Annotated in this window: 11 protein-coding genes; 4 read left to right on the forward strand and 7 right to left on the reverse strand. The window is 72.0% G+C overall.

Annotated features, from left to right (window positions below):
- Window positions 1–56: 56 nt before the first annotated feature.
- The 4 genes from ACTWQO_RS09825 to ACTWQO_RS09840 all read right to left on the reverse strand — a co-directional run bounded on the left by ACTWQO_RS09825 (window position 57) and on the right by ACTWQO_RS09840 (window position 5304).
- Window positions 57–2504: a SpoIIE family protein phosphatase gene (locus ACTWQO_RS09825; RefSeq protein ID WP_443236824.1), complete on the reverse strand. Its 2448-nt coding sequence runs from the start codon at window positions 2502–2504 to the stop codon at window positions 57–59.
- 143 nt (window positions 2505–2647) lie between these two features.
- On the reverse strand, window positions 2648–3868 hold the full coding sequence (gene rocD, locus ACTWQO_RS09830; protein ID WP_443236825.1) for an ornithine--oxo-acid transaminase: 1221 nt from the start codon (window positions 3866–3868) through the stop codon (window positions 2648–2650).
- Window positions 3865–4677 (reverse strand): dimethylargininase, encoded by an 813-nt coding sequence (gene ddaH / locus ACTWQO_RS09835; RefSeq protein ID WP_443236826.1) that lies wholly within the window; start codon window positions 4675–4677, stop codon window positions 3865–3867. The genes rocD and ddaH overlap by 4 nt, the downstream gene beginning before the upstream one ends.
- Before the next feature lie 135 nt (window positions 4678–4812).
- Window positions 4813–5304 carry an Lrp/AsnC family transcriptional regulator gene (locus tag ACTWQO_RS09840; protein ID WP_443236827.1) on the reverse strand — a complete coding sequence of 164 codons (492 nt, stop codon included), beginning with the start codon at window positions 5302–5304 and terminating at the stop codon, window positions 4813–4815.
- A gap of 76 nt (window positions 5305–5380) precedes the next feature.
- Between ACTWQO_RS09840 and ACTWQO_RS09845 the strand changes: the two genes are divergently transcribed.
- Genes ACTWQO_RS09845 through ACTWQO_RS09860 form a run of 4 tightly spaced genes read left to right on the forward strand, consistent with a single transcriptional unit; the run spans window position 5381 to window position 9431 of the window.
- The gene (locus tag ACTWQO_RS09845; protein ID WP_443236828.1) at window positions 5381–6130 is read left to right on the forward strand and encodes a LytR/AlgR family response regulator transcription factor; all 750 of its coding nucleotides are present in this window, start codon (window positions 5381–5383) and stop codon (window positions 6128–6130) included.
- A gap of 2 nt (window positions 6131–6132) precedes the next feature.
- Window positions 6133–6495 (forward strand): hypothetical protein, encoded by a 363-nt coding sequence (locus ACTWQO_RS09850; RefSeq protein ID WP_443236829.1) that lies wholly within the window; start codon window positions 6133–6135, stop codon window positions 6493–6495.
- A gap of 12 nt (window positions 6496–6507) precedes the next feature.
- Entirely contained in the window at window positions 6508–8220 is a 1713-nt protein-coding gene (locus ACTWQO_RS09855) for a sodium/solute symporter (RefSeq protein WP_443236830.1), read from the forward strand.
- On the forward strand, window positions 8217–9431 hold the full coding sequence (locus ACTWQO_RS09860) for a sensor histidine kinase (RefSeq protein ID WP_443236831.1): 1215 nt from the start codon (window positions 8217–8219) through the stop codon (window positions 9429–9431). The genes ACTWQO_RS09855 and ACTWQO_RS09860 overlap by 4 nt, the downstream gene beginning before the upstream one ends.
- Window positions 9432–9434: 3 nt before the next feature.
- Here ACTWQO_RS09860 and ACTWQO_RS09865 read toward each other — a convergent pair whose 3' ends face one another.
- From ACTWQO_RS09865 to ACTWQO_RS09875, 3 genes are read right to left on the reverse strand one after another with little or no spacing between them, the layout of a single operon-like run.
- The gene (locus ACTWQO_RS09865) at window positions 9435–9605 is read right to left on the reverse strand and encodes a hypothetical protein (protein WP_301978043.1); all 171 of its coding nucleotides are present in this window, start codon (window positions 9603–9605) and stop codon (window positions 9435–9437) included.
- A gap of 13 nt (window positions 9606–9618) precedes the next feature.
- On the reverse strand, window positions 9619–11436 hold the full coding sequence (locus tag ACTWQO_RS09870) for a protein kinase domain-containing protein (protein WP_443236832.1): 1818 nt from the start codon (window positions 11434–11436) through the stop codon (window positions 9619–9621).
- Window positions 11437–11463: 27 nt separating this feature from the next.
- Window positions 11464–12777 (reverse strand): DUF6777 domain-containing protein, encoded by a 1314-nt coding sequence (locus ACTWQO_RS09875; protein WP_443236833.1) that lies wholly within the window; start codon window positions 12775–12777, stop codon window positions 11464–11466.
- Window positions 12778–12901 lie beyond the last annotated feature (124 nt).

The following is a 12901-nucleotide window of genomic DNA, read 5'->3' on the forward strand; positions in this document are numbered from 1 at the left end:
GCCGCCTCACCGCCGATTCACCCCAGTTTCGCACGATATAAACCAGGGCTCGTGGCTCATTGCGGATCTGTCAGGGACTGCTCGGCCCAGATGATCTTCCCCTCGGGCACGAACCGGGTACCCCAGTGCTGGGTGAACTGGGAGACCAGCAGCAGGCCGCGCCCGCCTTCGTCCGTCGTGCGGGGATGACGCAGATGGGGTGCGGTGGCGCCGCCGTCGAAGACCTCGCAGACCAGGGAGCGCTCCCTGATCAGCCGTAGCCGCACGGGGCCGGCGGAGTGCCGGATGGCGTTGGTGACCAGCTCGCTGACGACCAGTTCCGTGGTGAAGGCCAGCTCCTCCAGGCCCCATTCCGTGAGCTGCCGGGCGGCGGCCTTGCGGGCGTCGGCGACGATCGCCGGATCCATGGGCAGGTCCCAGTCCGCGACCTGGTCGGCGCCCAGCAGCCGGGTACGGGCCATCAGCAGGGCCACGTCGTCGTGCGGGCGCTCCGGGGACAACGCGTCGACCACGGTCCGGCAGCGCAGGTCGAGCGAGGGCGCGCGCTCCGCCAGCGCCCGGCGCAGCCGCTCCCGGCCCGCGTCCAGGGCCCAGTCGTCCCCACGGGCCAGCAGCCCGTCGGTGTGCAGCGCGAGGGTGCTTCCCTCGGCCAGCGCCAGCTCGACCGCCTCGAAGGGCGGTCCGCCCGCACCGAGCGGCGGCCCCTGCGGGAGATCGACGAACGTCACGTTGCCGTCGGGCATGATCACGGCGGGCGCGGGATGCCCGGCGGCGGCCATCGAGCACTGCCCGTCGACGGGGTCGTACACGACGTACACGCACCCGGAGCCCACGGTGCCCGCCTCTTCGGAGTCCGGCATGACGCCTTCCTCGCGCGCCGACCGGGCGGCCAGGTCGTCGAGGTGGGCCAGCACCTCCTCGGGCGGCAGATCCAGCGCGGCGAGCGTCCGTACGGCGGTCCGCAGCCGTCCCATGGCGGCGGCCGCGTCGATGCCGTGACCGGGCACCTCGCCCACGACGAGGGCGACGCGGGCACCGGAGAGCGGGACGACGTCGTACCAGTCGCCGCCGAGGCCGGTCAGCTCGTCGGCCGGGCGGTAGCAGGCGGCCACCTCCACCGCGTCCTGCTCGGGCAGCCGGTGCGGAAGCAGACTGCGCTGCAGCACCAGCGCCGCGTCGCGCTCGCGGGTGTAGCGCCGGGCGTTGTCCACACAGACGGCCGCCCGCGAGACAAGATCCTCGGCCAGGGCGAGGTCGTCCTCGTCGAACGGTTCCTGGCGATGGCGCCGGAAGAACGTGGTGACGCCCAGAGTGGTGCCCCGCGCCCGGATCGGCACGATCACGACGCTGTGCAGCCCCAGCTCCAGGAAGGTCGCCTCCCGGCCGCCCGGGATGTCCGTGGCCCACTCCCGGGCGAGCGGGTCGAGCCGCTCCTCGCGCCAGGACAGGCCGGTGGTGAGCGAACGGACCGGGGGCGACCCGGCGACGTAGGCGGCCACGGAGCCGACGGGGACGACCGCCTCGGGGACGTTCTCGTGCACCGACTGCTGACCGGCCCGGCACAGCGGCACATGGTCCAGGTCGCCGATCGGCCCCGGCGCCAGCTCCGCTCCCCGCAGCACCGGTTCCAGCAGGTCCACGGTGACGAAGTCCGCGAAGTCCGGCACCGCCACGTCGGCCAACTCCTGCGCGGTCCGCAGGATGTCCAGGCTGCGGCCGATGTGCTCGCCGGCCCGGTCCAGCAGCGCCAGCCGCTGCCGGGCCCGGTGCCGCTCGGTGATGTCGACGACGGTGTAGTACACGCCCATCGGACGGCCCCGGTCGTCGTGCAGCCGGGTGAACGACATGACGTGCGCCGTCTCCCGGTGCGGCGCGGACTGCACCTGGCCCACGTGCTCGTATCCGACCACCGGTTCACCGGTCTCCAGCACATGCCGCATCTGCGCCTCTATGCCGTCGGCGTCCAGACCCGGCTGGATGTCCGCGAGACGCAGCCCGAGCCGGTGTACGGGCGGTCCGCCGCCGTACTGCTCCAGGGCCGCGTTGGACCATACGAAGCGCAGGTCCGTGTCGACGATGGCGATGCCGACCGGCGACCGGTCGGCGATCTGCTCCAGCACCGAGCGGCTCATGTCCCAGCCGGGAGCCCCGGCCAGCTCCGAGAGCAGCACCAGCCACCGCGTGCGGCTCCCGGGCTCCTCCGCGCCGGTGATCCGCACCATGAGCCTGATCTGCTGTCCGCCGCTGCGCCTGACCGTCAGCAGGCCCGCCCAGCCGCCGTCCCTGCGGCACCGCTCGACGATGCCCGGCATCCGCTCCGCGTCCTCGGCGGACAGCAGCCCGGCCACGCTCGTCCCGATCACCTCGGAGGCCGCGTGGCCCAGCAGCCGCCTGGCCTCGTCGGTCCAGCCGGTCACGACGCCCTGTGCGTCGAGCAGCAGGGGCGCGGCATCGGCCACGTCGAACCGTTGCCGGGCAAGGTCGTGCTCCTCATATGTGCCCACGGCCGACCTCTCTGTCGCTGAGAGTGGTCTACCACCTCTTGTCCCCATCTTCACCCTTCGGGACGGACCGGGGCGCGGGCGGCGTGGTGACCGGGTGGCAGGGCGCGTACGGACCGGTGCCGCGCGCCCTGCCACCCCGCGTGTCAGGCCCCCAGCACCTTCTCCAGCGCCGCCAGAGCCTGGGTGAGTTCCTCGGCGGTGATGGTGAGGGGCGGGGCGAGGCGGATCGTCGAGCCGTGGGTGTCCTTGACCAGGATGCCCTCCCGCATGAGGCGTTCACTGACCTCGCGCCCGCTGCCGAGGGCCGGGTCGACGTCGACGCCCGCCCACAGCCCGCGCGAGCGGAAACCGACGACGCCCTTGCCGACCAGCGCGGACAGCCCGTCCCGCAGCACCGTGCCCAGTTCGGCCGCCCGCTGCTGGAACTCACCCGTCTCCAGCAGCTCGACGACCGCCGTACCCACAGCCGCCGCCAGGGGGTTGCCGCCGAACGTCGACCCGTGCTCGCCGGGCCGCAGCACACCCAGCACGTCCCGGCGCGCGACCACCGCCGACACCGGCACGATGCCGCCGCCGAGCGCCTTGCCGAGCAGCAGGACGTCGGGGACGACCGACTCGTGCTCGACGGCGAGCGTCCGGCCCGTGCGGCCCAGCCCCGACTGGATCTCGTCCGCGAGGAACAGACAGCCCTTGCGGCGGGTCAGCTCGCGTACGCCGGCCAGATAGCCGGCGTCCGGGATGATCACCCCGGCCTCGCCCTGGATCGGCTCGATCAGCACCGCCGCCGTCGTCTCGTCGACCGCCGCCTCCAGCGCGGCCAGGTCGTTGTACGGCACGATCCGGAAGCCCGGGGTGAAGGGCCCGAAGCCGGTGCGGGCGGTCTCGTCGGTGGAGAAGCTGACGATGGTCGTCGTACGGCCGTGGAAGTTCTCCGCCGCGACCACGATCGTCGCCCGGTCGGCGGGGACGCCCTTCACGTCGTACGCCCACTTGCGGGCCACCTTGATGCCGCTCTCCACGGCCTCGGCGCCCGTGTTCATCGGCAGCACCATGTCCAGGCCCGTCAGTGCGGCGAGCCGTTCGGCGAATTCGGCGAGCTTGTCGTTGTGGAAGGCGCGCGAGGTCAGCGTCAGCCGGTCGAGCTGGGCGTGGGCGGCTTCGATCAGCGCGGGGTGGCGGTGGCCGAAGTTGAGGGCCGAGTAGCCGGCCAGCATGTCGAGGTAGCGGCGGCCCTCGACGTCCTCCACCCAGGTGCCCTCGGCGCGGGCGACGACCACGGGCAGCGGGTGGTAGTTGTGCGCGAGGACCGGCTCTTCGGCACTGATCAGGTCGGCGGAGGAACGGGTACGGGCGGGCGCTGTCATGGGCGGATCTCCTGGGTGCAGCACTTGATGCCACCGCCGGCCTTCTGGAACTCGGAGAGGTCGACGGGGACGGGAACATAGCCGTGGTCGTCCAGCCGGGCGGCGAGGGACTCGGCCTGGGGCGCGATGAAGACATGGCGTCCGTCGGACACGGAGTTCAGCCCGAACGCCATCGCGTCGTCGCGGGTCGCGAGCACGGCGTCCGGGTACAGCCGCCTGAGCACTTCACGGCTGCCCGGCGAGAACGCCTCCGGGTAGTACACGACGGTGTCCTCGTCGAGGACGAACAGCGCCGTGTCCAGGTGGTAGAAGTACGGGTCGACCAGCGTCAGGCTGATCACCGGGTGCCCGAAGAACTCCTGCACCTCGCGGTGCGCCTCCCGTGTCGTCCGGAATCCGGTGCCGGCCAGGACGTACCGGCCCGTCCAGACCAGGTCCCCCTCACCCTCGCAGACCGACTCCGGGCGGTGGACGGCGAAGCCCGCCCCCTTGAACCACATGTCGTAGTGCGTGGACTCGGGGCGCCGCTCCGGTGCGTGGAAGAGCGAGCCGAAGACGCGGCCGTCCACGACGACCGCCGAGTTCGCGGCGAACACCATGTCCGGGAGGCCGGGGACCGGCTCCACAGTGTCCACGGTGTGGCCGTGGGCCCGGTAGGTGCTGATCAGGGACTGCCACTGCTCCTGGGCCAGATCGACGTCCACGCGGACGTCGGGATGCATCCAGGGGTTGATCGCGTACTGCACGGCGAAATGTCTGGGTTCACAGACGAGGAAGCGCCGCCGGCGCGGCACACGGGTTTCGGACACAGAGGGGTTCCTCCGCTTCCTGGGGTGTCGACTGGGGTGTACACCACGGTAGGAAGTGACCGATACGCCCGACAAGAAACAAGGCTTGCGTGTCCGCGCAGGAATGCTGCGTCTTTACGATGCTCGGCGCACGTCTCATGCGCCCTCGGGGGCGGGCTGGCTGGCGCCCGCCTCCGGACTCTCCGGGATCAGATGGGACAGCACCATCACGCTGATCGTCTTCCGGATGAACGGCTCCGCACGGATCCGCTCCAGCACCTCCTCGAAGTGCTCCACGTCCCGCGCCCGCACATGCAGCAGCGCGTCCGCACCGCCGGTCACCGTCATCGCCGCCGTGATCTCCGGATGGTTGCGCACCACCTCCGCGAGCCGCCGCGGCGGCGCCGCCCCCTCGCAGTACACCTCCACATACGCCTCCGTGCGCCAGCCCAGCGCCGACGGCTGCACCGTCGCCGTGAACCCGGTGATCACCCCCGTCTCCCGCAGCCGGTCCACCCGCCGCTTGACGGCCGTGGCGGACAGCCCGACTGCCGTCCCGATCTCGGCGAAACTGGTTCTCGCGTTGGCCATCAGCGCGGTGATGATCTTCCGGTCGAGGTCGTCGAAGGAAGTGGCCCTGCTGTTCATGGCCGCACTGTATCCAGCGGAAACGTCTCCCCGAGCACGTGCGCAGGCGTACGAATTGCTCCTAGACTCCGGGTTCATGCTGCGCGCCCTCGCCGTCGACGACGAACGACCCTCGCTGGAGGAGTTGCTCTACCTCCTGAACGCGGATCCCCGGATCGGCACCGCGGAGGGCGCGAGCGACGCCACCGAGGCGCTGCGCCGCATCAACCGGGCCCTGGAATCGGGCCCGCACGGCCCCGAGGCCATCGACGTCGTCTTCCTCGACATCAACATGCCCGGCCTCGACGGACTCGACCTGGCCCGGCTGCTCACCGGCTTCGCCCAGCCGCCGCTCGTCGTGTTCGTCACCGCCCACGAGGACTTCGCCGTGCAGGCCTTCGACCTCAAGGCCGTGGACTACGTGCTCAAGCCCGTCCGCAAGGAACGGCTGGCCGAGGCGATCCGCCGCGCCGCCGAGCTGCGGGACAGCGCCCCGCACATACCCGTGCACGAACCCGACCCGGACCACATACCCGTCGAGCTCGGCGGCGTGACCCGTTTCGTCGCCGTCGAGGACATCACCCACGTCGAGGCCCAGGGCGACTACGCCCGGCTGCACACCGACAAGGGCAGCCACCTCGTACGCATCCCGCTGTCCACCCTGGAGGAGCGCTGGCGCTCCCGCGGCTTCGTCCGCATCCACCGCCGCCATCTCGTCGCCCTGCGCCACATCGGCGAACTCCGGCTGGACGCCGGCACCGTGAGCGTCGTGGTCGGCTCCGAGGAACTCCAGGTCAGCCGGCGCCACACCCGCGAGCTGCGGGACCTGCTGATGAGGAGGCCGTAGCCGTGCCGAACCAGGACCCCGCCGAACGGCGCGTCGTCGTCACCGGCCCGCCGCGCCGCAGCCGCCCCACCTCGGGCTACTACCGCCCCCGCACCGAGATCGACGAGCAGACCACCCTCGGCCACACCTACGTCCGCTCCCTGATGCGCACCCAGCTGCGCGCCGCCCTCGCCGTGTTCGCCGTCCTCGGCCTGCTCGTCGGCCCGCTGCCCCTGCTCTTCGCGACCGTGCCGGACGCCCACGGTGTGGAATGGGCCGTCCTCGGCTTCGGCATCTACGCCCCCCTGGTCCTCCTCGCCCGCTGGTACGTGCGGCGTGCCGAACGCAACGAGCGGGACTTCGTACGCCTCGTCGAAGACCGCTGAAGCCGCGGACCGATGAACTCCAGCTACGCCGTCCCCGCCGTCGCCCTCGTCGTTCTGGCGACGGTCCTCGTCGGCGCGTTCGGCCTGCGCATCTCCCGCACCACCTCCGACTTCTACGTCGCCTCCCGCACCGTCGGCCCCCGCCTCAACGCGGCCGCCATCAGCGGCGAGTACCTCTCCGCCGCCTCCTTCCTGGGCATCGCGGGGCTGGTCCTGGTGCAGGGCCCCGACATGCTCTGGTACCCCGTCGGCTACACGGCGGGCTATCTCGTGCTGCTGATCTTCGTCGCCGCCCCGCTGCGCCGCTCCGGCGCCTACACGCTGCCCGACTTCGCCGAGGCCCGCCTCGCCTCCCAGGCGGTACGGCGGCTCGCGGGCGCCTTCGTCGTCGGCGTCGGCTGGCTCTACCTGCTGCCCCAGCTCCAGGGCGCCGGGCTGACGTTGACCGTCCTCACCGGGGCGCCCGACTCGCTCGGCGGCCTGATCGTCGCGGTCGTCGTGGTCGCCACCGTCGCAGCCGGCGGCATGCGCAGCATCACCTTCGTGCAGGCCTTCCAGTACTGGCTCAAGCTCACCGCCCTGCTGGTCCCCGCCCTCTTCCTGGTCCTCGCCTGGCAGGGCGACGGCTCGCCGACCCGCGCCTTCGAGGAACCGGCCACCTTCCGCGAACAGCGCGTCGTCCGCGTCAACGACAGCCTCGACATGAAGCTCGACACGCCGCTGACGGTCACGGTGAGCGGCACCGTCGACGGCCGCGCCCACGAGGACACCGAACTACGCCTCCCCGCAGGCACCCACCACATCGACGCCGGCACCCGGCTCACCTTCGCCAAGGGCGCCCCCGTCCCCGAGGCCGACCGCGTCGGCGACGGCAGCCTGTCACCCTCGCAGGCCGAGAGCCGCGGCGAACGCCCGCTGTACGCGACGTACGGACTGATCCTCGCCACCTTCCTCGGCACCATGGGCCTGCCGCACGTCGTCGTCCGCTTCTACACCAGCCCACACGGAGTCGCCGCTCGCCGCACCACGGTCGCCGTCCTGGGCCTGATCGGCGCGTTCTACCTGCTGCCCCCGGTCTACGGCGCCCTGGGCCGCCTGTACGCCCCCGAACTCACCCTCACCGGCGACGCGGACGCCGCCGTCCTGCTCCTGCCCGACCGCATGATCGGCGGCCTCGGCGGCGACCTGCTCGGCGCGCTGGTCGCCGGGGGAGCCTTCGCCGCGTTCCTGTCGACGGCGTCGGGACTGACGATGGCCGTGGCGGGCGTGCTCACCCAGGACGTCCTCCCGTCGCGCGGTGTACGGCACTTCCGGCTCGGTACGGTCCTCGCGATGGCCGTACCCGTGGCCGCCAGCGTCCTGGTGGGCGGACTGCCGGTCGCCGACGCCGTAGGGCTGGCCTTCGCCGTGTCCGCGTCGTCGTTCTGCCCGCTGCTCGTGCTCGGGATCTGGTGGCGGCGGCTCACCCCGCCCGGTGCCGCCGCCGGAATGCTGGTGGGCGGCGGCTCCGCACTCGTCGCCGTCGCCGCGACCATGGCGGGCTTCCCGGGCAGCGGCGCCTTCCACGCCCTGCTCGCCTGGCCCGCCATCTGGTCGGTCCCGCTGGGCTTCCTCACCATGGTGCTGGTGTCCCTGGCCACGCCCAGTCGCGTACCGGCGGGGACGGCGGCGATCCTGGCCCGGTTCCATCTGCCGGAGGAGCTGCGGACGGAGGTGAAGGCGTGAGCGGATTCATCGCAGGTTTGTGCGTGGCGATCCTCCCGCTGCTGGCCGCCGGATTCTGGCTCGGGCGTCGCACCGCACGCCCCGAAAGCCTCGTCGGTCTCGGTACCCCGGTCGAGCACGCCACCTTCCAGACCCTGCACACCGCGTCCCTCGCCGCGCCCCCGTTGCGCGCGGGCCTGACCGAGGAGACCGCCCGCAAGTCGGCCCGCAGGCTGCGCACGCTGCTCGGCACGGACGCGCTGTGCCTGACGGACCAGAAGGAGGTGCTGGTCTGGGACGGGGTGGGCGGCCACCACCGGGCGGAGATCATGGACCGCCTCGCCGGCCCCCTGGAGTCCGGCCGCGGGGAGGCCTTCCCGCTGACCTGCGAGACGCCCGACTGCCCGGTCCGCTGGGCCGTCGTCGCCCCGCTCACCGTCGACGACCGGGTGCACGGAACGCTCGTCGCGTGCGCGCCGCGCGAATCGGCGGTGCTCGTGCGCGCCGCCGGTGAAGTCGCCCGCTGGGTCTCCGTCCAGTTGGAGCTGGCTGACCTGGACCAGTCCCGCACCCGCCTGATCGAGGCCGAGATCAAGGCCCTGCGCGCCCAGATATCCCCCCACTTCATCTTCAACTCGCTCGCGGTGATCGCCTCGTTCGTCCGCACCGACCCCGAGCGCGCCCGCGAACTGCTCCTGGAATTCGCCGACTTCACCCGCTACTCGTTCCGCAGGCACGGCGACTTCACCACCCTCGCCGACGAACTCCACGCCATCGACCACTACTTGGCGCTCGTCCGGGCACGCTTCGGCGACCGCCTCTCCGTCACCCTCCAGATCGCCCCGGAGGTACTGCCGGTCGCCCTGCCCTTCCTCTGCCTCCAGCCGCTCGTCGAGAACGCCGTGAAGCACGGGCTCGAAGGCAAGGCGGCCTCCGCGGGCAAGTGCCACATCAGCATCACCGCACAGGACGCCGGAGCCGAGGCGCTGGTCGTCATCGAGGACGACGGCGCCGGAATGGACCCCGTCGCCCTGCGCCGCATCCTCGCCGGCGAGGCCAGCCCGTCGGGCGGCATCGGCCTGTCCAACGTCGACGACCGGCTCCGCCAGGTGTACGGAGACGACTACGGCCTCGTCATCGAGACCGCCGTGGGAGCGGGCATGAAAGTCACCGCCCGGCTGCCGAAGTACCAGCCGGGCGTGCACTCGGCGAGCCGGCTGACCCGCCCTTGACGCTCACGTGCTCTTGGTGACGATCATTCCGAGGGTGATCAGCCCCAGCACGACCCAGCCGAACCACAGCCAGCCACTGCTGCCGAGCGCCACCGTATAGGCGGTCACCACGACCAGTCCGCCGACCGTGAGCACCCCCATCGCCTTGGTCGATCCGTCCGAAGAACCGGGCATCGCAACACCCTCCTCATGGTCCGTCCCCCTCCATGGTGCCCCCGTTCTGCCTCCGCACGGTGCACACGACGAAATGCGTTCCCGACTTCCACGGCCCCGCGCTCGTCCACGACCCCGCCAGATACGCCGACGGATCGAAGCCGTAGTCCCGCGGCGGCACATCCCGCGCACACGCCGCATCCGACTCGGTACGCGCCTCGGTGAGCGTGACATCGGCGCCCAGCCGGGTGAATCCGAGCACCATCTCGTCGTACGGGCCCTCGCAGGAGACCAGCCGGGCAGCCCGGTTCGACGGTACGGCCAGACAGTCCCGCTTCTGCATCGTCGACGTGTCCGCGAACGCCGTCCCCACCTTGCGGTGCCCGTCCAGCGGCCCGTACACCGGCCCGTGCGCACCCAGCACCAGACAGGCGATCCGCCCACCGGCCGCCTCGAAACCCGGCTCGGACGGCACGACGGCGAGACTGCGGACGTCCGCGAGCTTTCCGCGGATCTCCTGCGTCCGCTCCTCACAGCGCGCAGCCCCCTCGGCGGCAGCCTCCTCGGCGGACGCGGTCTCGACGAACGCCATCACCTGCCCGTCCGTCGCCTGGTCACCGCAGCCGGCGTCCACGGTCAGGCGCGGGGTGCCCTGGAACCGGGTCGCCGTGGGCCAGTCGGCGAGGACACAGTCGCCGTCCTTCAGCGGCTCGGCCAGCCCGACGGCCGTTCCGTACGGCAGCCCGGTCCCGTCCTCACCGCTGCTCCTCTGCTGGGCCACGGCGTACCAGACGCCGCCTGCCGCGAGCGCCAGCCCGAGCAGACCGGCGACGACGGCCCGAACAGCGTTCGGACGGGTACGCCGGCGCCTGCCCGGTGGCGCGAGGACAACCGGCCCGAACCCCTGAGGAGAAGGCTCCGGCCCGGCGGCCCAGGGCGGCTGCGACCCGAGGTCGGTCTGCGTCCGCGCATACGGCTCGGCCTGCGGCGTCACGATCCGCGACAGCGCCGCCTCCGCCTCCGTCGCGGAGATCCGCTGCCCCGGATCCTTGACGAGCATCGCCTGGATCACCGGCCCCAGCGCACCCGCGCGCTCCGGGGGACGCGGCTCCTCGGTCACCACCGCGGTGATCTCCGCGAGATGCGACTCCCGCTCGAACGGCCCCAGCCCCTCGACCGCGTGATACAGCGTGCAGCCCAACGAGAACAGATCGGCGGCCGGGGTCGGCGGCCCGCCCGCGGCCCGCTCCGGCGCCAGATACCCCGCCGTGCCGACCAGCATGGACGTAAGCGTGTACCGCGTCTCGCCCGCGTCCGGTTGCACCGAGATGCCGTAGTCGGTGAGCAGGACCCGGCCGTACGGCGACCCGGTGCGGTCCGGCGCCAGCAGGATGTTCGCCGGTTTCACATCCCGGTGCATCACACCCCGCTCGTGCCCTGCGGTCAGCGCGTCCAGCACCGCGAGCCCGATCCGGGCGCCCTCCGCGGGGCCCAGCGGGCCGCGCTGGGTGACCAGGTCGCGCAGGTCGACCGCGCCGGGCAGGTACTCCATGACGATCCACGGCAGGCCGTCGTGCTCCAGCACGTCGTGCACGGTCACCACATGCGGATGGCCACGCAGCCCGGCCGCGTGCCGGGCCTCCGCGCGAGCGCGTGCCACCCGCGCCTCCCGCTCGTGCCCCGCCTCCGCCGGGTCGCGGAACACGATCTCCTTGAGCGCGACCTCGCACGCCAGTCTCTGGTCGTGAGCGAGCCACACATGGCCCATACCGCCGCTGCCGAGCCGATTCAGCAGCAGATAGCGGCCGGCGATGACCCGGCCCACTCCCGACGTCGGTGATCCTGAAGGCATCCGCTGACTCCCGGGTTCTGCGGGGTGCTACGTGGTGACGCCGGAGGCGGCCGCGCCGGTGACCGGGACGCGGCTCTCCGGGGTGCTGGTCGTGGCTGTGCCGGTGACCGGGGTACTGCCTGCGGGTTCGCTTGTCGCCGGTCCGCTGGTGACGGGCGCGCTGCTGGTGGCCGAGGCGCTGGGTGGGGGCGCGCTGCCGGTCTCCGGGGGGTTGCTCGTCGGCGGCGTCGGTGGGCTGCTTGGGGGAGGATCGGCGGGCGGCGGCGTGCTTGTGGCAGGCGGCTTGGAACCGGGCGGCGGGCTCGATGGAGGCGCCGGAGGACTGGGCGTCGTACCGGACGAGGGCGGCGAAGACGATGATCCCGGGCTGCCACCCGACGATGAGGGCGGCGTGCTGCCAGGTCCGTCGGTCGACGGGGAGGAGCCGGATGCCGGGGGAGAGGTCGACCCACCGGACCCACCCGGCCCGTCGGATCCGCCGGAGCCTCCCGACTCACCCCCGCCCACACTCAGCAGCACATACTCCCCGAACCTCAGCTCGGTCCCCGCGGGCGGATCCGACGTCGTGACCCGCGCACCGTCCGGCGGCAGTCCCGTCCCGTCGAACGCGACCGCCAGCCCCTTGTCGGCCAACCGCCGGCTCGCCTCGCCGAAGGTCGTCCCGGCGACGTTCGGCACCGCCCGCCGCTCCCGTGTGTCGAAGGCGCGGTCTTCCCCGCCCGCCGTGCCGACCGGACGGTTCATGCCCCGGTCGGGATCCGCCACGTCGACGAGGGCGATCCGCTCCAGGGCACGCGGCGCCGGCCGCACGGCCACGACGGCGGAACGGTCGAATCCGGCCCATTGCCTATTCCCGTCCTCGAACTCGACGGAAATCCGACCGGTGTCCCCATCGAACGGCCGCAATGGATTTCCGCATGAGCACTTGACGGCGGGCTGCCCCTGCGAATCCACGAGAACCGCGATTCCAGCCTGGAGCAATGAGTCGAAGGGGACGGCCTTTCCCTTCTTGTAGTCATGGTTCTTCACGAGAGTGTCGTGACGCAGCAGAACTGGTGTGAGCCGGTCCAGATAGGCCGGAATCCCGTCCGTCGTGATGTCGAGCGCCTGCGCCCACGCCCGCGCCTTCTGCTCATTCGCGGGATCAGTGAGAAACCGTTCGAGTTTCCCGGCATCACAGATCGTCGGTTGCTTCGAACCCCCGTACAGTCCGGGCGTGTCCCCTTGCTGAAGGCTGCCCCGGGCAGGCTGCGACCGTATCTGTGCGTCGCGCCCCAGCCCGCTGCTCTCGCCGAAGAAGGGCGCGAGCGACGGAGCTCCCGCGGCGACCGCTTTCACCACGCGCAACGGTGTATCCGCGTCGCACGCACTCAACGACAGAACGAAAATCAACAGGACGGCAATCCTGCGCAAAGTCATCACCGCTCCCCCCGGCGGTTCCCCCTATGCGCTTCATGCTACTGAA

The organism is Streptomyces sp. 4N124 (assembly GCF_052245395.1).
Lineage (GTDB): Bacteria > Actinomycetota > Actinomycetes > Streptomycetales > Streptomycetaceae > Streptomyces.

Bases quoted from the DNA above. Each gene is read 5' to 3' on its own strand.
- rocD (WP_443236825.1), bottom strand. From the start codon at position 3,868: ATGACAGCGCCCGCCCGTACCCGTTCCTCCGCCGACCTGATCAGTGCC.
- ACTWQO_RS09840 (WP_443236827.1), bottom strand. From the start codon at position 5,304: ATGAACAGCAGGGCCACTTCCTTCGACGACCTCGACCGGAAGATCATC.
- ACTWQO_RS09845 (WP_443236828.1), top strand. From the start codon at position 5,381: ATGCTGCGCGCCCTCGCCGTCGACGACGAACGACCCTCGCTGGAGGAG.
- ACTWQO_RS09855 (WP_443236830.1), top strand. From the start codon at position 6,508: ATGAACTCCAGCTACGCCGTCCCCGCCGTCGCCCTCGTCGTTCTGGCG.
- ACTWQO_RS09865 (WP_301978043.1), bottom strand. From the start codon at position 9,605: ATGCCCGGTTCTTCGGACGGATCGACCAAGGCGATGGGGGTGCTCACG.
- ACTWQO_RS09870 (WP_443236832.1), bottom strand. From the start codon at position 11,436: ATGCCTTCAGGATCACCGACGTCGGGAGTGGGCCGGGTCATCGCCGGC.